General features: G+C 49.8%; 15 protein-coding genes and 4 tRNA genes. 6 read left to right on the top strand and 13 right to left on the bottom strand.

Going from position 1 to position 20231, the window contains the following annotated elements; genetic code table 11:
* Nucleotides 1–110 precede the first annotated feature (110 nt).
* The 6 genes from thiC to thiH are packed head-to-tail and all read left to right on the top strand — an operon-like array spanning nucleotide 111 to nucleotide 5578.
* Nucleotides 111–2060: a phosphomethylpyrimidine synthase ThiC gene (gene thiC / locus K9N75_RS01355; RefSeq protein WP_064575388.1), complete on the top strand. Its 1950-nt coding sequence runs from the start codon at nucleotides 111–113 to the stop codon at nucleotides 2058–2060.
* Entirely contained in the window at nucleotides 2060–2722 is a 663-nt protein-coding gene (thiE, locus tag K9N75_RS01350) for a thiamine phosphate synthase (RefSeq protein WP_130973707.1), read from the top strand. The genes thiC and thiE overlap by 1 nt, the downstream gene beginning before the upstream one ends.
* Nucleotides 2715–3467 carry a HesA/MoeB/ThiF family protein gene (locus tag K9N75_RS01345; protein WP_008815914.1) on the top strand — a complete coding sequence of 251 codons (753 nt, stop codon included), beginning with the start codon at nucleotides 2715–2717 and terminating at the stop codon, nucleotides 3465–3467. Before thiE ends, K9N75_RS01345 begins: the two co-directional genes overlap by 8 nt.
* Nucleotides 3464–3664, top strand: coding sequence for a sulfur carrier protein ThiS (gene thiS / locus K9N75_RS01340; protein WP_004089440.1), 201 nt, complete (start codon nucleotides 3464–3466; stop codon nucleotides 3662–3664). Before K9N75_RS01345 ends, thiS begins: the two co-directional genes overlap by 4 nt.
* Before the next feature lies 1 nt (nucleotide 3665).
* Nucleotides 3666–4445 carry a thiazole synthase gene (locus K9N75_RS01335; protein ID WP_130973709.1) on the top strand — a complete coding sequence of 260 codons (780 nt, stop codon included), beginning with the start codon at nucleotides 3666–3668 and terminating at the stop codon, nucleotides 4443–4445.
* Nucleotides 4446–4447: 2 nt separating this feature from the next.
* Nucleotides 4448–5578: a 2-iminoacetate synthase ThiH gene (thiH, locus tag K9N75_RS01330; RefSeq protein WP_224452140.1), complete on the top strand. Its 1131-nt coding sequence runs from the start codon at nucleotides 4448–4450 to the stop codon at nucleotides 5576–5578.
* 274 nt (nucleotides 5579–5852) lie between these two features.
* Here the strand turns inward: thiH and rpoC are convergent, their stop codons facing one another.
* From rpoC to K9N75_RS01265, 13 genes are all read right to left on the bottom strand, one after another.
* Complete coding sequence (gene rpoC / locus K9N75_RS01325; protein WP_008815918.1) at nucleotides 5853–10073, bottom strand: DNA-directed RNA polymerase subunit beta'; 4221 nt, start codon at nucleotides 10071–10073, stop codon at nucleotides 5853–5855.
* 142 nt (nucleotides 10074–10215) lie between these two features.
* On the bottom strand, nucleotides 10216–14244 hold the full coding sequence (rpoB, locus tag K9N75_RS01320; RefSeq protein WP_008815919.1) for a DNA-directed RNA polymerase subunit beta: 4029 nt from the start codon (nucleotides 14242–14244) through the stop codon (nucleotides 10216–10218).
* A gap of 328 nt (nucleotides 14245–14572) precedes the next feature.
* Complete coding sequence (rplL, locus tag K9N75_RS01315; protein ID WP_004089450.1) at nucleotides 14573–14938, bottom strand: 50S ribosomal protein L7/L12; 366 nt, start codon at nucleotides 14936–14938, stop codon at nucleotides 14573–14575.
* Nucleotides 14939–15004: 66 nt separating this feature from the next.
* The gene (rplJ, locus tag K9N75_RS01310) at nucleotides 15005–15502 is read right to left on the bottom strand and encodes a 50S ribosomal protein L10 (RefSeq protein WP_008815920.1); all 498 of its coding nucleotides are present in this window, start codon (nucleotides 15500–15502) and stop codon (nucleotides 15005–15007) included.
* Between the two features lie 329 nt (nucleotides 15503–15831).
* Nucleotides 15832–16536: a 50S ribosomal protein L1 gene (rplA, locus tag K9N75_RS01305; RefSeq protein WP_004089455.1), complete on the bottom strand. Its 705-nt coding sequence runs from the start codon at nucleotides 16534–16536 to the stop codon at nucleotides 15832–15834.
* 3 nt (nucleotides 16537–16539) lie between these two features.
* The gene (gene rplK, locus K9N75_RS01300) at nucleotides 16540–16968 is read right to left on the bottom strand and encodes a 50S ribosomal protein L11 (RefSeq protein WP_004089458.1); all 429 of its coding nucleotides are present in this window, start codon (nucleotides 16966–16968) and stop codon (nucleotides 16540–16542) included.
* A gap of 173 nt (nucleotides 16969–17141) precedes the next feature.
* The gene (gene nusG / locus K9N75_RS01295) at nucleotides 17142–17687 is read right to left on the bottom strand and encodes a transcription termination/antitermination protein NusG (RefSeq protein ID WP_004089459.1); all 546 of its coding nucleotides are present in this window, start codon (nucleotides 17685–17687) and stop codon (nucleotides 17142–17144) included.
* A gap of 1 nt (nucleotide 17688) precedes the next feature.
* Nucleotides 17689–18072, bottom strand: a complete 384-nt coding sequence (gene secE, locus K9N75_RS01290) for a preprotein translocase subunit SecE (RefSeq protein ID WP_004089461.1) — start codon at nucleotides 18070–18072, stop codon at nucleotides 17689–17691.
* 287 nt (nucleotides 18073–18359) lie between these two features.
* Nucleotides 18360–19544 carry an elongation factor Tu gene (gene tuf / locus K9N75_RS01285; RefSeq protein ID WP_008815921.1) on the bottom strand — a complete coding sequence of 395 codons (1185 nt, stop codon included), beginning with the start codon at nucleotides 19542–19544 and terminating at the stop codon, nucleotides 18360–18362.
* Between the two features lie 116 nt (nucleotides 19545–19660).
* Nucleotides 19661–19736, bottom strand: a tRNA-Thr gene (locus K9N75_RS01280).
* A gap of 7 nt (nucleotides 19737–19743) precedes the next feature.
* Nucleotides 19744–19818, bottom strand: a tRNA-Gly gene (locus K9N75_RS01275).
* Between the two features lie 124 nt (nucleotides 19819–19942).
* Nucleotides 19943–20027: transfer RNA gene (locus K9N75_RS01270), tRNA-Tyr, on the bottom strand.
* Nucleotides 20028–20048: 21 nt separating this feature from the next.
* Nucleotides 20049–20124: transfer RNA gene (locus tag K9N75_RS01265), tRNA-Thr, on the bottom strand.
* Nucleotides 20125–20231 lie beyond the last annotated feature (107 nt).

Here is a 20231-nt window from a genome sequence, read left to right as displayed (position 1 = left end):
AGATCTGACTGGGTGACGGCTATCCATTACTCCCTCCGAGCTCCAGACAAGCAATTCTCCAACTTGATTTTTTAATCACTGTTAAACCAGAACACTGGTAGGAATTTGCTATGTCTATGAATAACAATGAAACAATTCGTACTCCGCTTTCTCGTCGCGAGCAACGCGCAGAAGCACAGAGTTTTATCGATCATCTGCGCGGTGAGGCCTATCCAAACTCGCAACGCATTTATCTAACGGGTTCGCGTAGTGATATTCGCGTACCGATGCGCGAAATTCAGCTCAGTCCAACGTTGCTTGGCGGCAGCAAAGATAACCCGCAATACGAACCCAACGAACCAATCCCTGTCTATGACACTGCGGGGCCTTATGGCGACCCACATGCTGAACTTGACGTACGCAGCGGGTTAAAACCACTCCGTGATCGCTGGATCGCTGAACGCGATGATACCGAATCGCTGGAACAGCTCAGCTCCGCCTACACACAGCAACGCTTAGCCGATGAAGGTTTAGATCATTTGCGCTTCGAGAACCTGCCACAGCCACGGCGCGCGAAATCAGGTAAATGCGTTACACAGCTCCACTACGCTCGACAAGGTATCATCACGCCCGAAATGGAGTTCATTGCCATTCGCGAAAATATGGGGCGCGAACGTATCCGTGGTGAAGTGCTGCGGCAGCAGCATCCAGGACAAAATTTTGGGGCACTGCTGCCAAAAGATATCACCGCCGAATTTGTCCGTAGCGAAGTGGCTGCTGGCCGCGCCATTATCCCTTCCAATATCAATCACCCTGAGTCTGAGCCGATGATTATTGGCCGTAACTTTCTGGTGAAGGTCAATGCCAACATTGGTAACTCAGCGGTCACTTCCTCGATAGAAGAAGAGGTCGAAAAACTGGTTTGGTCAACGCGCTGGGGAGCAGACACCGTTATGGACCTGTCCACTGGCCGCTATATTCATGAAACTCGCGAATGGATCTTACGCAACAGCCCGGTTCCTATCGGCACCGTTCCAATCTATCAAGCGTTAGAGAAAGTTAACGGCATTGCCGAGAACCTAAACTGGGAAATATTCCGCGATACACTCTTAGAACAAGCTGAACAAGGCGTAGACTATTTCACCATTCATGCGGGAGTGCTGTTGCGCTACGTCCCAATGACCGCTAAACGTCTAACCGGTATCGTTTCACGCGGTGGCTCTATCATGGCGAAATGGTGCCTTTCACATCATAAAGAGAATTTCCTGTACGAGCGATTCCGCGAAATCTGCCAAATCTGCGCAGCCTATGACGTTGCATTATCCTTGGGTGACGGCCTGCGTCCGGGTTCAATTCAAGACGCCAATGACGAAGCACAATTTGCTGAACTACACACACTAGGTGAACTGACTAAAATTGCTTGGGAATATGACGTACAAGTCATGATTGAAGGACCAGGGCATGTGCCGATGCAAATGATCCGCCGTAACATGACCGAAGAGTTGGAGCATTGCCACGAGGCGCCATTCTATACATTAGGTCCGTTAACGACAGATATTGCTCCCGGCTATGACCATTTCACTTCAGGTATTGGTGCCGCCATGATTGGTTGGTTTGGCTGTGCCATGCTGTGCTACGTCACACCAAAAGAGCATTTAGGTTTACCCAATAAAGAAGACGTAAAACAGGGGCTGATCACATACAAGATCGCAGCCCACGCAGCCGATCTTGCCAAAGGGCATCCTGGAGCTCAGATCCGTGATAATGCCATGTCTAAAGCTCGCTTCGAATTTCGCTGGGAAGATCAATTCAACTTGGCACTTGATCCTCACACCGCTCGAGCTTATCACGACGAAACCCTGCCACAAGAATCAGGCAAAGTGGCACATTTCTGTTCAATGTGCGGGCCAAAATTCTGTTCGATGAAAATCTCTCAGGAAGTGCGCGACTATGCTGCCAAACAAGAAGCGTCAGCGCCGCAGCCCGTAGAAATAGGCATGGCGCAGATGTCAGAGGCTTTTCGTGCTAAAGGCGGCGAGATTTACCACACCACCAGCGATCTGCAGACGGAGAAAAACTGATGGCTCCGTTAACTCATTCTCGCACCGCCCCCTTTCCTTCTACCGAACAACGCCTTGGTCTTTACCCCGTCGTTGATAGCGTTGAGTGGATCGAACGTCTGCTAAAGGCGGGGGTGCGCACTATCCAGCTACGCATCAAAGACCAAAGCGAAAATGCGGTGGAAACCGATATCGCGCAGGCTATCGCACTGGGTCGACACTATCAGGCGCGTTTGTTTATCAACGACTACTGGCAGCTCGCTATCAAACACCGTGCCTACGGCGTTCACCTCGGACAAGAAGACCTAGATACCGCAGATTTATCCGCAATCAGCGCCGCTCATCTCAGACTCGGTCTCTCAACCCACGATGATATCGAAATGGATCGCGCTCTATCCTATCGTCCCTCCTACATTGCACTGGGGCATATATTTCCGACCCAAACCAAGCTGATGCCTTCAGCCCCTCAGGGGCTGGTTGACCTCAAACGTCAAGTCGCGCGTATTCCTGATTACTCTACCGTTGCCATTGGCGGTATCAACATCGATCGCGTACCAGCAGTGCTTGAGTGTGGTGTCGGCAGCGTTGCCGTGGTTAGCGCGATCACTCAGGCGCAAGACTGGCTGGCAGCAACCGATACGCTATTGCAGCTGATAGAAAACAGGAGAGCCAACGATGCTTAGCGATCAAGACTTCATGCGCTATAGTCGCCAACTTCTACTGGAAGAAATTGGCCCTCAAGGACAAGAAAAACTCAGTACCAGCAGCGTACTCATCGTGGGGCTTGGCGGATTAGGAACGCCGGCAGCAATGTATCTTGCCGCGGCAGGAATCGGTAAGATCATACTTGCTGATGGTGATCGCCTGCACATCAGCAATCTTCAGCGTCAGATCCTATATCGAACCGACGATCTTGGACGGTCAAAGGCAGAAACGGCCAAGCATCACTTACGAGAACTTAATCCTCAGGTTGAATTGATAACACTGCCCGAGCATTTAGAATGCGCTTCCCTAGCCAAAGCCATAGCGCATGCAGATTTAATCCTCGATTGTAGCGATAACATGCCCACACGTCAGGCGGTGAACGCCGCTTGCGTTGCGCAGGCTAAGCCATTGATTAGTGGCAGTGCAGTGGGATTCGGCGGCCAACTGATGGTGATTGAACCACCATACGATCAGGGCTGCTATCGGTGTCTGTGGCCAGACGACATTGAACCACAGCGCAACTGCCGCAATGCCGGTGTCCTTGGCCCCGTCGTTGGCGTTATCGGTACGCTACAGGCTCTTGAAGCCATCAAAATGCTGGCAGGAATACCCTCGGCCCTGTCAGGGAAACTACGTTTATTCGATGGCCGCCAACAAAGCTGGCGCACCTTCAGCTTAAAACGCTCTCCAACCTGCCCCGTCTGCGGAGGCATCGCCGCATGAAGATTATGGTTAACGATGAATGTGTCACCCTCAGCGCAGCTACCAGCGTTGAATCGTTGTTGCTCCAGTTAGGTCGCCATCAGCAGGGCACTGCTCTAGCGCTCAATCAAACCATTCTCCCGCGCGAAAATTGGGCGACGCAACAGCTAGCCGAAGGAGATGAAGTGGTGGTATTCCAAGCAATTGCCGGAGGTTAAGATGCTACAAATTGCAGATAAAACTTTTTCATCACGCCTGTTTACTGGAACAGGAAAGTTTTCCTCGGCGGATAAAATGCTAGAGGCATTGCATGAGTCGGGTTCGCAGCTCATCACTATGGCGATGAAACGTGTCGATCTGAAAAGCGGCAATGACGCCATTCTTGCGCCTCTGCTTCAGCTAGGCGCAAACCTGCTTCCGAATACCTCAGGTGCAAAAACGGCAGAAGAAGCCATTTTTGCCGCAAAACTAGCGCGAGAAGCCCTTGGTACTCACTGGATAAAACTGGAAATACATCCCGACGTTCGCTATCTACTGCCTGATCCTATCGAAACACTCAAAGCGGCCGAAATATTAGTAGAAGAAGGATTTGTGGTTCTTCCCTACTGCGGCGCCGATCCTGTTCTCTGTAAACGTTTAGAGGAGGTGGGCTGCGCGGCGGTGATGCCTCTTGGTTCGCCTATCGGTTCCAATCAGGGAATTATTACCCGCGATTTTCTGCAAATCATCATAGAGCAAGCCAAAGTCCCTGTCATAGTTGATGCTGGGATCGGCGCACCAAGCCATGCAAGTGCAGCAATGGAGCTCGGTGCTGATGCCGTTTTGGTTAACACAGCCATTGCAGTGGCTCGCGATCCTATAGCAATGGCTAAAGCGTTCAGGCTTGCGGTCGAAGCGGGACGAATCGCTTATCAAAGCGGATTAGGACGCCAAAGTTTCCAAGCAAACGCCACCAGCCCATTAACGGGTTTCTTGCACACCATGAAACAGGATACCTAACCGTGGAAACATTCACTCAACGCTGGCGGCAGTTAGATTGGGATGATATTGGGCTTAGGATCAACAGCAAAACTAACGCCGACGTAGAGCGTGCATTACAGACTTTTCGCCCCGACCGTGAAGACATGCTGGCTCTACTTTCGCCTGCGGCGGCACACTACCTTGAGCCTATGGCACGCAAGGCTCAACAGCTCACACGCCAACGCTTCGGCAATACGGTAGGTTTTTACGTCCCGCTCTACCTTTCTAATCTGTGTGCTAACGACTGCACCTATTGCGGTTTTTCTATGAGTAACCGGCTAAAGCGTAAGACGTTGGATGCCGAAGAGATTGAGCGCGAATGCACGGCTATTCGCGCCATGGGATTCGACAGCCTGTTGCTCGTCACCGGTGAACATCAAGCAAAAGTGGGGATGGATTACTTTCGTCAGCATTTGCCGCAGATTCGTCGCCATTTCAGCTCACTTATGATGGAGGTTCAACCGCTAGCACAGGATGAATATGCGGAGTTAAAAACGCTGGGGCTGGATGGCGTAATGGTATATCAGGAAACCTATCATCCTTCGGTTTATGCACAACACCATCTCAAAGGGAACAAGCAAGATTTCTTCTGGCGATTGGAAACACCCGATCGGCTAGGAAAAGCAGGGATCGACAAGATCGGGATCGGTGCGCTGATTGGACTGTCTGACAACTGGCGTACAGACTGCTTCATGGTTGCGGAGCATTTAACATGGCTACAGCAGACCTATTGGCAAAGCCGGTACTCCATTTCTTTCCCGCGTCTACGCCCATGTACTGGAGGTATAGAACCTGCATCCATTATGGATGAAGCTCAGTTAGTACAAACTATCTGCGCATTCCGGCTATTTGCACCAGAGATCGAACTGTCACTCTCAACCCGAGAATCGCCTGCGTTTAGAGATAACGTCGTGCCACTTGCAATCAATAACGTCAGTGCGTTTTCAAAAACTCAGCCGGGAGGATATGCCGATAACCATCCAGAATTAGAGCAGTTTACCCCACACGATGCCCGTACTCCCGCCCAAGTGGCAAATGTACTTTTATCATCGGGGCTACAGCCGGTATGGAAAGATTGGGATGGATATTTGGGAAGAGGTACACATCGCTAGAGGCAAAAAATGTAACGGATGCAGTTATCTGTCAATAGCCATTCGAATGATGAGATAACTGCGTGAAAATATAAATTAGGCGGCATAACGTTCCTCTATCGATGTAGTTCGAACATCGATCGGAGCGCATTCATCCCCTAAGCTTCGCTAACCAAAACAGAATAACCGAGTTTCTATGGCTCGGTTATTCTTCCTCCGGCTACGACTAACGCTTAAATCTCAGGCATAAAAAAACCGCTCCAAAGAGCGGTTTTTATTAGGCTTGGATCAACGATTACTCGTCGTCACCACGCATGCTAGCGTTCAGCAGCTCTGCCAAGTTAGCAGTTGCTTCTTCAGCGCTCACCTGTGGAACTACAGGCGCTTCGCCCTGAGCTTTACGGCGCGCACGATCCTGATGATAAGCATAACCGGTACCGGCTGGGATCAGACGACCCACGATTACGTTTTCTTTCAGGCCGCGCAGTTCGTCGCGTTTACCCGCAACGGCCGCTTCGGTCAGTACGCGAGTTGTTTCCTGGAACGAAGCCGCAGAGATGAAGGACTCAGTCGCCAAGGAAGCTTTGGTGATACCCAGCAGGTCGCGGCTGTAAGTTGCCGCAATCTTGCCGTTAGCTTCCAACTCACGGTTCGCGATTTTAACGCGAGAGAACTCAACCTGTTCGCCTTCCAGGAACTCGGAGCTACCAGCACTTTCGATGGTTGCTTTACGCAGCATCTGACGCACGATGACTTCGATGTGTTTATCGTTAATCTTAACGCCTTGCAGACGGTAAACGTCCTGCACTTCGTTGGTGATATAACGAGTCACAGCATGAACGCCACGCAGACGCAGAATGTCATGCGGAGATTCTGGACCATCGGAAACCACGTCACCACGTTCTACACGTTCGCCTTCGAACACGTTCAGCTGACGCCATTTAGGAATCATCTCTTCGTACGGTTCGCTACCATCCAGAGGCGTAATTACCAGACGACGTTTACCTTTGGTTTCTTTACCGAAGGAAATAACGCCAGTAATTTCTGCCAGAATCGCAGGTTCTTTCGGACGACGTGCTTCAAACAGGTCAGCAACGCGTGGCAGACCACCGGTAATATCCTTGGTACCGCCGGATTCCTGAGGAATACGCGCCAAGGTGTCACCAGCATGGATCTGAGCACCATCTTCCAACTGAACAATCGCTTTACCCGGCAGGAAGTATTGAGCAGCCATATCAGTGCCTGGGATCAATACATCGTTGCCTTTAGCATCAACGATTTTCAGTGCTGGACGCAGATCTTTACCGCTACCGGTACGCTCTGCAGAGTCCAGAACGACCAGAGAAGACAAACCGGTCAGTTCATCAGTCTGGCGGGTAATGGTCTGGGTATCGATGATGTCAGTGAAACGGATGAAACCACTAACTTCTGAAACAACCGGCATGGTATGCGGGTCCCAGTTCGCTACAGTTTCGCCGCCATTAACTTCAGCGCCATCGCCTTTAGCCATAACAGAACCGTAAGGCACTTTATAGCTTTCTTTAGTACGTCCGAATTCGTCGATCAGTTTCAGCTCGGTATTACGAGACGTAATAACCAGCTTCTTATCGCTATTCAGAACGAACTTAGCGTTGTTCAGTTTCAGATGACCTTTATTTTTCACCTGAATGCTGGACTCTGCTGCCGCACGAGATGCCGCACCACCGATGTGGAACGTACGCATCGTCAGCTGTGTACCTGGTTCACCGATGGACTGTGCCGCGATAACCCCGATTGCCTCACCCTTGTTGATGATGTGGCCACGAGCCAAGTCACGACCATAGCAGTGCGCACACACACCGAAGTCGGTTTCACAGCTAACAACGGAACGAACCTTGATGATGTCAACGGAGTGCTCTTCTAACAGATCACACCATTTTTCATTCAGCAGGGTGTTGCGCGGAACAAGAATGTCTGCGGTGCCCGGCTTCAGAACTTCTTCAGCCGTCACACGACCCAATACGCGGTCGCGCAGTGGCTCTTTAACATCACCACCTTCGATAACCGGAGTCATCACGATACCGTTATGAGTACCGCAGTCATCTTCGATAACGACCAAGTCTTGCGCTACGTCTACCAGACGACGAGTCAGGTAACCGGAGTTCGCAGTTTTCAGTGCGGTATCCGCCAAGCCTTTACGAGCACCGTGAGTAGAGATGAAGTACTGGAGTACGTTCAGACCTTCACGGAAGTTCGCGGTAATTGGCGTTTCGATGATGGAGCCATCTGGCTTAGCCATCAGGCCACGCATACCGGCCAACTGACGAATCTGCGCAGCAGAACCACGAGCACCGGAGTCAGCCATCATAAAGATGCTGTTGAAGGAAACCTGACGCTCTTCTTCACCTTTGCTGTTAATAACCAGCTCGGTAGACAGGTTTTCCATCATCGCTTTAGCAACACGTTCGTTGGCCGCAGCCCAGATATCAATGACTTTGTTGTAACGTTCGCCCGCTGTAACCAGACCAGACTGGAACTGTTCCTGAATTTCAGCAACTTCTGCTTCAGCTTCAGAAATGATTTCCACTTTCTTCTCTGGGATAACCATATCATCGATACCAACGGAAGCACCTGAACGCGCTGCGTAGGCAAAACCGGTGTACATGATCTGGTCAGCAAAGATAACGGTCGGCTTCAAGCCCAGAATGCGGTAACACGTGTTCAGCATCTTGGAGATCGCTTTTTTACCCAACGGCTGGTTAACGATGCTGTATGGCAGGCCCTGAGGCACAATCATCCACAGAATCGCACGACCAACAGTGGTATCGACCAAGCCGGTAGTAGTAACCCATTCGCCTTCTGCATTTTTCTCGGTTTGCGTGATACGCACTTTAACGCGAGCATGCAGAGAAGCCAGACCAGCGCGATAGATACGCTCTGCTTCTTTAGGGCCGCTCAGAACCATGCCTTCGCCTTTAGCGTTAACACAGTCACGAGTCATGTAATACAGACCCAATACAACGTCCTGAGAAGGAACGATGATTGGCTCGCCGTTCGCTGGTGACAGAATGTTGTTGGTAGACATCATCAACGCACGCGCTTCCAACTGGGCTTCCAGCGTCAACGGTACGTGAACAGCCATCTGGTCACCATCGAAGTCGGCGTTATACGCCGCACAGACCAGCGGGTGCAGCTGAATAGCTTTACCTTCGATCAGTAACGGTTCAAATGCCTGGATACCCAAACGGTGCAGGGTTGGTGCACGGTTCAGCATCACTGGGTGTTCGCGGATAACTTCGTCTAGGATATCCCAAACGACAGCTTCTTCGCGTTCAACCATTTTCTTCGCAGCTTTAATGGTGGTAGCAAGACCACGCAGTTCCAGCTTGCCATAGATGAACGGCTTGAACAGCTCCAGAGCCATTTTCTTAGGCAGACCGCACTGATGCAGACGCAGGTATGGACCTACGGTGATTACAGAACGACCGGAGTAGTCAACACGTTTACCCAACAGGTTCTGACGGAAACGACCCTGCTTACCTTTGATCATGTCGGCCAAAGATTTCAGAGGACGTTTGTTTGAACCGGTGATCGCACGACCACGACGACCGTTATCCAACAGGGCGTCAACCGCTTCCTGAAGCATACGTTTTTCGTTGCGTACGATAATGTCCGGCGCAGCCAGATCCAGCAGACGCTTCAGACGGTTGTTACGGTTAATGACACGACGATACAGATCGTTCAGGTCAGAAGTCGCAAAACGACCACCATCCAACGGTACCAGTGGACGCAGATCTGGCGGCAGAACCGGCAGAACGGTCAGGATCATCCACTCTGGTTTGTTACCAGACTGAACGAACGCTTCCAGCAGCTTGATACGCTTGGTCAGCTTTTTACGTTTGGTTTCGGAGTTGGTTTCGTTCAACTCTTCACGCAGCTGTTCGCATTCCGCTTCCAGATCCATGTTTTTCAACAGACCTTGGATAGCTTCAGCACCCATCTTCGCGTCGAATTCGTCACCGAACTCTTCCAGAGCGTCCAGATACTGCTCTTCAGTCAGGATCTGACGACGTTCCAGATTGGTCATACCGCCTTCAACCACAACATAAGATTCGAAGTACAGTACGCGCTCAATATCACGCAGAGGCATGTCTAACAACAGGCCGATACGAGATGGCAGTGATTTCAGGAACCAGATGTGGGCAGTCGGAGAAGCCAGTTCGATATGGCCCATACGCTCACGACGTACTTTAGTCTGAGTAACTTCAACACCACATTTTTCGCAGATAACACCGCGGTGTTTTAAACGCTTGTACTTACCGCACAGGCATTCGTAATCTTTTACCGGCCCAAAGATACGGGCGCAGAAAAGGCCGTCACGTTCTGGTTTGAACGTACGGTAGTTAATGGTTTCCGGCTTCTTAACTTCGCCGAAAGACCAAGAACGGATCATGTCTGGCGAAGCCAGAGCAATTTTGATCGCGTCAAACTCTTCGGTCTTAGTTTGAGCTTTCAGAAACTTCAGTAAGTCTTTCACGGATTGGCTCCTGTCGGAGTTAGACCTGTTGGGCATTCGGATACCACCCAAATGCCCCTGTGACCAGTGCAACCACTGACTAAGCACCCCGCTTTCACAGGGCGCTTAGCGGCTGGTGTTACTTATAATTCGAATGAACGAATTACTCGTCTTCCAGCTCAATGTTAATACCGAGCGAGCGGATTTCTTTCAACAATACGTTGAAGGATTCCGGCATGCCTGGTTCCATACGGTGGTCGCCATCCACGATGTTTTTGTACATCTTGGTACGGCCGTTTACATCGTCGGACTTGACGGTCAGCATTTCCTGCAGCGTGTAGGCAGCGCCATACGCTTCCAGTGCCCATACTTCCATCTCACCGAAGCGCTGACCACCGAACTGAGCCTTACCACCCAGCGGCTGCTGAGTAACCAGGCTATAAGAACCGGTAGAACGCGCATGCATTTTGTCATCAACCAAGTGGTTCAGTTTCAGCATATACATGTAGCCGACAGTAACCTGACGCTCGAACTGCTCGCCGGTACGGCCATCAAACAGCGTAATCTGACCAGAGGTAGGAATGCCACCTAATGTCAGAAGCTCTTTGATTTCTTTCTCTTTCGCACCGTCGAAGACTGGTGTTGCGATTGGCAGACCTTTTTTCAGGTTCTCAGCCAGACGCATAACTTCGTCGTCGGTGAAGGTGCTCAGATCAACGGTCTGACGCGTATTATCGCCCAGATCGTAGGCTTTCTGAATGAACTCACGCAGCTTGGCCACTTCCTGCTGCTGCTTCAGCATGGCGTTAATTTTCTCACCAATGCCTTTCGCAGCCATACCCAAGTGGGTTTCCAGAATCTGACCGATGTTCATACGTGATGGTACGCCCAGCGGGTTCAGTACGATGTCTACCGGAGTACCGTTTTCATCGTAAGGCATATCTTCGATCGGGTTGATCTTGGAGATAACACCCTTGTTACCGTGGCGGCCTGCCATCTTGTCACCAGGCTGGATCTGACGTTTAACAGCCAGATAAACCTTAACAATTTTCAGTACGCCTGGTGCCAGATCGTCACCCTGAGTGATCTTACGACGCTTAGCATCCAGTTTCTTCTCGAAATCAGATTTCAGCTCGTCGTACTGCTCAGCCAGCTGTTCCAACTGGTTCTGTTTAGCTTCATCAGCCAGACCCAGTTCTAACCAGCGGTCACGTGGCAGCTTAGCCAATTTCTCAGCTTCAACACCACCAGATACCAGTACGTCGTGGATACGGGCAAACAAGCCAGCTTCCAAGATCTGCAGTTCTTCAGTCAGGTCTTTCTTAGCCTGCTTCAGCTGCATCTCTTCGATTTCAAGCGCACGTTTGTCTTTTTCTACGCCATCGCGAGTAAAGACCTGCACATCGATAACGGTACCAGAAACGCTGTTTGGAACGCGCAGAGAAGAGTCTTTAACATCAGACGCTTTCTCACCGAAGATAGCACGCAGCAGTTTCTCTTCTGGAGTCAGTTGGGTTTCACCTTTAGGCGTTACCTTACCAACCAGAATGTCGCCACCTTTCACTTCCGCACCGATATAAACGATACCGGATTCATCCAGTTTAGAGAGCGCAGCTTCACCCACGTTAGGGATGTCAGCGGTGATCTCTTCAGGCCCCAGTTTGGTGTCACGAGACACACAAGCCAGTTCTTGAATGTGGATAGAAGTAAAGCGATCTTCTTGTACAACACGCTCAGACACCAAGATGGAGTCTTCGAAGTTGTAACCGTTCCATGGCATGAATGCCACGCGCATGTTCTGACCAAGAGCCAATTCACCCAGATCGGTAGACGGGCCGTCAGCCAGCACGTCGCCACGCTCGATGGGTTCACCCAGATTGACACACGGCATCTGGCTGATGCAGGTGTTCTGGTTAGAACGGGTGTATTTGGTCAGGTTGTAAATATCAATGCCTGCTTCGCCCGGATACATCTCATCTTCGTTAACTTTGATAACGATACGAGAAGCATCAACGTATTGGATTACACCACCACGTTTAGCAACAGCGGTAACACCGGAGTCGACGGCTACAGCACGTTCCATACCGGTACCAACCAGCGGCTTATCAGCGCGCAGAGTCGGAACGGCCTGACGTTGCATGTTCGCACCCATCAATGCACGGTTGGCGTCATCGTGTTCCAAGAACGGGATCAGAGAAGCACCGACGGAAACCACCTGCTGGGTGGAAACGTCCATGTAGTCAACCTGATCGCGGCTGAACAAGCTTGATTCGCCTTTGCTACGGCAAGTAACCAGATCTTCAATGAAGCGGCCTTCGTCGTCCAAGTTGGAGTTCGCCTGAGCGATGACGTAGTTGCCTTCTTCAATAGCAGACAGGTAATGAATTTCATCAGTTACAATTCCATCACGAACGCGGCGGTATGGGGTTTCCAAGAAGCCATATTCGTTAGTCTGTGCATAAACAGACAGGGAGTTGATCAGACCGATGTTTGGACCTTCAGGCGTTTCGATTGGACATACACGACCGTAGTGAGTCGGATGAACGTCTCGAACTTCAAAGCCTGCGCGCTCACGGGTCAAACCACCTGGGCCCAACGCGGAGATACGACGCTTATGCGTAATTTCTGACAGTGGGTTGTTCTGGTCCATAAACTGAGACAGCTGGCTGGAACCAAAGAACTCTTTCACTGCGGCAGAAATTGGCTTGGCGTTGATCATGTCCTGAGGCATCAGCATATCGAGGTCGCCCAGAGACAGACGCTCTTTAACTGCACGCTCAACACGTACCAGACCTACACGGAACTGGTTCTCAGCCATTTCGCCCACGGAACGGATACGACGGTTACCCAAGTGGTCGATATCGTCCACTTCGCCTTTACCGTTACGGATATCGATGAGTTTACGCATCACTTCAATGATGTCGTCTTTGCTCAGGATACCGGAGCCTTCAATCTCTTCACGCAACAGAGAACGGTTGAACTTCATACGACCAACCGCAGACAGATCATAGCGGTCTTCAGAGAAGAACAGGTTCTCAAACAGGTTTTCAGCTGCTTCGCGTGTTGGTGGCTCACCAGGACGCATCATGCGATAGATTTCAACCAGCGCACTCAAGCGGTCACTAGTTGGATCGACGCGAATGGTCTCAGAAATATAAGCACCGTGATCCAAGTCGTTGGTGAACAGCGTTTCGATACGCTTGTAACCCGCTTGGCTCAGCTTAGCCAGCAGATCCAGTGACAGCTCCATGTTGGCTGCACAGATCAGCTCACCGGTATTTTCGTCGATATAATCTTTAGCGACGACTTTACCAGCAATGTACTCAACCGGAACTTCGATCAGCGTAATGCCGTCTTTTTCCAATTGGCGAATGTGGCGTGCGGTAATACGGCGGCCTTTTTCAACATAGACCTTACCGTCAGCTTCGATATCGAAGGACGCAGTTTCGCCACGCAGACGTTCTGGAACAAGCTCCATCTGCAGTTTATTATCACGAATCTCGAAGACAACTTTGTCGAAGAACAGCTCAAGGATCTGTTCAGTCGTAAAGTTTAATGCGCGCAGAATAATGGTCGCAGGTAATTTACGGCGACGGTCAATACGCACAAACAGGTTGTCTTTCGGATCGAATTCGAAGTCTAACCATGAACCACGGTAAGGGATGATACGTGCGTTATACAGCACTTTACCCGATGAATGGGTTTTACCCTTATCGCTGTCAAAGAACACGCCTGGGCTACGGTGCAACTGAGATACGATTACGCGCTCAGTACCGTTGATAACGAAAGTCCCGTTATCAGTCATGAGTGGAATTTCACCCATGTAGACTTCTTGTTCTTTGATGTCTTTAACGGTGCCTTCCGGCGCCTCACGCTCGTAAATAACCAAACGCAGTTTAACGCGCAGCGGAGCGGAGTAAGTTACGCCACGGATCTGGCATTCTTTAACATCGAATACCGGCTCACCGAGACGATAGCTGACATACTGCAGCTCGGAATTACCACTGTAACTCTGGATTGGGAATACGGAACGGAATGCTGCTTCCAGACCGTGTTGCCCTTCCGGATCTTGCTCGATAAATTTCTGGAACGAGTCAAGCTGGATAGAAAGGAGATAAGGTATGTCCAAAACTTGTGGACGCTTACCAAAATCCTTACGAATACGTTTTTTCTCGGTATAGGAGTAAACCATAGGGTTCCTCAGCTCGCTGATCAGTGACCCACTCTGTCCGTCCTAGTAGGACAGTTCATGCAACACCATTTTGTGACCGAAAGGCAGAAACACCTCTCGCAATACTTGTTTCTATCACTCTTAAACCATTTCGTTGCGCTTTACTCCGGAACTCCCGAAGTGGAAAACGGCAATATATTAAGTCGAAGATAGAAACAAGTATTGAGGGAATACTAGTGGTCAAACAGTGTGAAATACCACTAACATCCTTTACAGCGCAAAAAGGCTGGTGACCAAAAAGTCACCAGCCATCAGCCTAATTGCTTAGGCTGCTACCAAAAGAGTTGGCTTATTTAACTTCAACTTCAGCGCCAGCTTCTTCCAGAGATTTTTTCAGTGCTTCAGCGTCATCTTTGCTAACGCCTTCTTTCAGTGCAGCTGGTGCAGATTCAACCAGATCTTTAGCTTCTTTCAAGCCCAGACCAGTTGCGCCACGTACTGCTTTGATTACAGCAACTTTGTTAGCACCAGCAGCTTTCAGAATAACGTCGAATTCAGTTTTTTCTTCAGCAGCTTCAGCTGGACCTGCAGCAACAGCTACAGCTGCAGCAGCAGAAACACCGAACTTCTCTTCCATCATGGAGATCAGTTCAACAACGTCCATTACAGACATTTCGGAAACTGCATTCAAGATATCGTCTTTAGAGATAGACATAAAAATTGTTCCTAAAATTCAGAAATAGATTATACGTAAGCAAACACGTTAGAAAAGAAAGGCTGATTAAGCAGCTTCTTTCTGATCGCGCAGAGCAGCCAGAGTGCGAACCAATTTGCCTGCAGAGGCTTCTTTCATGGTTGCCATCAGGCGTGCGATTGCTTCTTCGTAAGTTGGCAGAGTTGCCAGGCGGTCGATCTGAGCCGCTGGAATCAACTCACCTTCAAAGGCTGCAGCTTTAACCTCAAATTTTGCATTCGCTTTCGCGAAATCTTTGAACAGACGAGCAGCAGCGCCCGGGTGTTCCATAGAAAATGCAACTAAGGTTGGACCAACAAACGTGTCTTTCAGGCATTCGAAAGGAGTGCCTTCAACGATGCGACGCATCAAGGTGTTGCGAACAACACGCATGTAAACGCCAGCTTCACGACCTGCTTTACGCAGTTCAGTCATTTTATCTACGGTTACGCCACGAGAGTCAGCGATAACAGCAGAGTGCGCGCCTTTGGCTACTTCGATGACTTCAGCAACAATCGCTTGTTTGTCTTGAAGATTTAATGCCATTAGCTTTAGCTCCTGGATTTTGGCCGGGGAGGATTCCCCGGAACTCACATCACCTAATACCGAAAACGGTTTAGGCGTTAAATACGGTGAGCAGAATCCAGTAATCAAAAAGATTTTTTAGGTTCTGTCACCGTCTACGCAGGACGATTAAGCGTCTTTCAACGCACCTGCGGTCTTGGACGGAGGTCTGGATAAGGCCAGACTCCAACCGAAAATTCGTTCGCTATATTCGCTAAAGAGCATTCGATAGAGAATATGCGGGCGTCAGATTTTATACAAATCTAGCGCCCGCGTAAAGCGAAAACGCAATTAGCTATTCTCTAAGAGAATTAGTTAGCTACTGCGGTCAGGCTACCCTGTTCGATCGCTACGCCAGCACCCATGGTGGTGGACAGGCTGATTTTCTTGATGAAAACGCCTTTAGCAGTCGCAGGTTTAGCTTTCTTCAGAGCAACCAGCAGAGCTTCCAAGTTTTCTTTCAACTGGTTAGAGTCGAAGTCAACTTTGCCGATGGTGCTGTGAATGATGCCGTTTTTGTCGTTACGATAACGAACCTGACCCGCTTTAGCGTTCTTAACCGCTTCAGCAACGTTAGGAGTTACAGTACCAACTTTAGGGTTTGGCATCAGGCCACGTGGACCCAGAACCTGACCCAACTGGCCAACAACGCGCATTGCATCTGGAGATGCGATAACTACGTCGAAGTTCATTTCGCCTTTTTTGATCTGTTCTGCCAGATCTTCCATACCTACCAGTTCAGCGCCTGCAGCTTTAGCAGCTTCAGCATTTGCACCCTGAGTAAATACAGCAACGCGTACTGAACGACCGGTGCCGTGTGGCAGAACGGTAGCGCCACGTACGTTTTGGTCAGATTTACGAGCATCGATGCCAAGGTTGACAGCAACGTCAACACTTTCAACGAATTTAGCAGTGGCCAGCTCTTTTAACAGAGCAACGGCTTCGGTGATGTCATATTGTTTAGTAACATCAACTTTGTCACGGATCACGCGCATGCGCTTGGTCAGCTTAGCCATTTCTTAGTCCTCCACTACCAGGCCCATGGAACGAGCAGTACCTTCGATGGAGCGAATCATCGCTTCAACGTCAGAACCAGTCATGTCCGCAGCTTTGGTTTCTGCGATTTCACGAACCTGAGCACTCGTTACTTTACCTACTTTGTCTTTGTTCGGCTTGCCAGAACCAGACTTGATACCAGCTGCTTTCTTCAGCAGTACTGCTGCTGGAGGAGTTTTGGTAACGAAGGTGAAAGAACGGTCAGAATAAACGGTAATAACAACCGGAATTGGCAGACCTTTTTCAATGCTGTCAGTCTTAGCATTGAATGCCTTACAGAATTCCATGATGTTAACGCCTTGCTGACCCAGAGCTGGACCAACTGGCGGACTTGGGTTTGCCATACCAGCTGCAACTTGCAGCTTAACGTAGGCTTGTACTTTCTTGGCCATGGTAAATATCCTCGATTGGGTAATATCGCCTCAAAGAGGCTCCCCGTTATTTGCAAAACGTTTACACGCGACACATTCGAAAATGGGGTGCGTATAAAAACAAAAGGCGCGAAATTGTAGTTTAATTTCGCGCCTCTGGCAATCAGCAATCGCTATGGTTGCTTAATTTTTTATCAGCCTTTTTCAACCTGACTAAAGTCCAGCTCTACCGGGGTCGCTCGACCAAAGATAGAAACCGAAACTTTCAAGCGGCTTTTTTCGTAGTCAACTTCTTCAACCACACCGTTAAAGTCGGCAAATGGACCATCGCTGACGCGAACCATTTCGCCTGGCTCGAACATCGTTTTCGGACGAGGCTTATCACCAACCTGCTGCAAACGGTTCATGATGGCATCAACTTCTTTGTCACTGATTGGAGCTGGACGATCAGAAGTACCACCGATAAAGCCCATCACACGTGGCACGCTACGCACTAAGTGCCAGCTGGCATCTTCCATCACCATCTGAACTAATACGTAACCAGGGAAAAATTTACGCTCGCTTTTGCGACGTTGACCGCCACGGATTTCAACGACTTCTTCAGTCGGAACCATGACTTCACCGAACAACTCTTCCATGTTGTGCAGTTTAATGTGCTCACGCAGCGATTGAGCTACGCGGCCTTCAAAACCGGAAAACGCCTGAACGACGTACCAACGCTTTTTAGGGGCTTCAGACATCTTAGAACCTCAGGCCAGTAATAAACGAAACCAGACGGACTAGAATACCATCCAGTCCCCACAGAATCAGTGACATGACAGCGGTGACCGCAGCCACAATCAATGTTGTGTGCAACGTTTCCTGACGCGTTGGCCAGATGACCTTGCGCATTTCGGTACGCGCTTCACGGGCAAACGCCACGGTAGCCTTACCTTGAGTTGTCAATAATGCTACGGCACCAGCAATCGCAATAATCAGGACTACAGCCATCGCGCGCAGTGGCAGACTCACATCACGGTAAAGGAAGTTACCTACGATGGCCACGATCAGCAGCACGGCGACAACCAGCCATTTCAGCGCTTGTAGGCCGCGCCCGCTCCCTTGAGCATCGGTATTCGCACTCATAAACCAACCTGTCACTAGATTGTGAAAAACAACTTCGCCCCGCTACGCGAGGCAAACCAAACCGAATGGGTATCTTACAAGAAACAAACGCGATTAGCGCGGTTACCTCTTCAAAGAAAGAGCGAAATCAGACAAATGATCCGCTATTCGGCACGATACGCCGTACTATCAGAGCCCATCTCACCTGTAATTATGACGCTAAAACTACTGATGAGATAGGTTCTAGTATCACTAGCGTAGAAAAAGGGCATCAAATGATGCCCTTTTATCGCGTGTCGCGTCAAATCTTATTCGATGACTTTAGCAACAACACCTGCACCAACGGTACGGCCACCTTCACGGATTGCGAAGCGCAGACCATCGTCCATTGCGATTGGGTGGATCAGGCTAACAATCATTTGAATGTTGTCGCCTGGCATTACCATTTCCACGCCTTCTGGCAGTTCGATAGTACCGGTCACGTCAGTAGTACGGAAGTAGAACTGTGGACGATAACCTTTGAAGAACGGAGTATGACGGCCGCCTTCGTCTTTGCTCAGAATATAAACTTCTGATTCGAACTTGGTGTGTGGCTTGATGGTGCCTGGCTTAGCCAGAACCTGACCACGTTCGATGTCTTCACGCTTGATACCACGCAGCAGAACACCAACGTTCTCACCTGCACGACCTTCGTCCAGCAGCTTACGGAACATTTCAACGCCAGTACAAGTTGATTTAACGGTATCTTTGATACCAACAATCTCAACTTCTTCACCCACTTTGATGATACCGCGTTCTACACGACCGGTAACAACAGTACCACGGCCAGAGATAGAGAATACGTCTTCGATTGGCAGCAGGAATGGCTTGTCGATAGCACGCTCTGGTTCTGGGATGTAAGAATCCAGAGTTTCAGCCAGTTCTACAATCTTAGCTTCCCACTCAGCTTCGCCTTCCAGCGCTTTCAGCGCAGAACCACGGATGATTGGAGTGTCATCGCCTGGGAATTCGTACTGAGACAGAAGTTCACGAACTTCCATTTCTACCAGTTCCAGCAGCTCTTCATCATCAACCATGTCGCATTTGTTCAGGAACACGATGATGTAAGGAACGCCAACCTGACGACCCAGCAGGATGTGCTCACGAGTCTGAGGCATAGGGCCGTCAGTCGCAGCAACAACCAGGATAGCGCCGTCCATCTGAGCAGCACCGGTGATCATGTTTTTAACGTAGTCGGCGTGCCCTGGGCAGTCAACGTGCGCGTAGTGGCGAGTCGGGGTGTCATACTCAACGTGAGAAGTGTTGATGGTGATACCACGAGCTTTTTCTTCTGGCGCATTATCGATCTGGTCGAATGCACGAGCAGAACCACCGTAGGTTTTAGCCAGTACGGTAGTAATCGCAGCGGTCAGCGTTGTTTTACCATGGTCAACGTGGCCGATAGTACCGACGTTAACGTGCGGTTTTGTACGTTCAAACTTTTCTTTAGACATCGATTGTCCCTCTAAGACACGGATAAATCGGTGATATCACCACATCAACCAAGCAAATGATTTGTATGCACTAGCTGAATATTTTACAGAATGAAATCAGAGGAGGAGAAAAGAAGTGGTGCTGATACCCAGAGTCGAACTGGGGACCTCACCCTTACCAAGGGTGCGCTCTACCAACTGAGCCATATCAGCACATACTTGGAGCGGGCAGCGGGAATCGAACCCGCATCATCAGCTTGGAAGGCTGAGGTAATAGCCATTATACGATGCCCGCATCCTAGAACTCGGCTACCTGATTGTTCTGTAGAGTTTTACATCAGCGAAGTGAGATCCTCACTGATGTATTTTGAGATGTAGGACTAAGCTACATCCCATGCCCTATCTCTAAGGCGAATAAATGGTGGTGGGGGAAGGATTCGAACCTTCGAAGTCTGAGACGGCAGATTTACAGTCTGCTCCCTTTGGCCGCTCGGGAACCCCACCACTTGGTGTTGCTTTACTTGATGGTGCCGGCTACCGGAATCGAACTGGTGACCTACTGATTACAAGTCAGTTGCTCTACCAACTGAGCTAAGCCGGCATCAAGTGGGTCGCATTCTAGGTAGTGATCGTGCTCTATGCAACAAAAAAATTCATTTTTGCGCACCTTCGGTTAGAAAACAGTCAAAAACGCCCGTTTACTTGTTT

The organism is Hafnia paralvei (assembly GCF_020150375.1).
Taxonomy (GTDB): Bacteria; Pseudomonadota; Gammaproteobacteria; order Enterobacterales; family Enterobacteriaceae; genus Hafnia; species Hafnia paralvei.
This window is presented reverse-complemented; position numbering and strand designations above follow the sequence as displayed.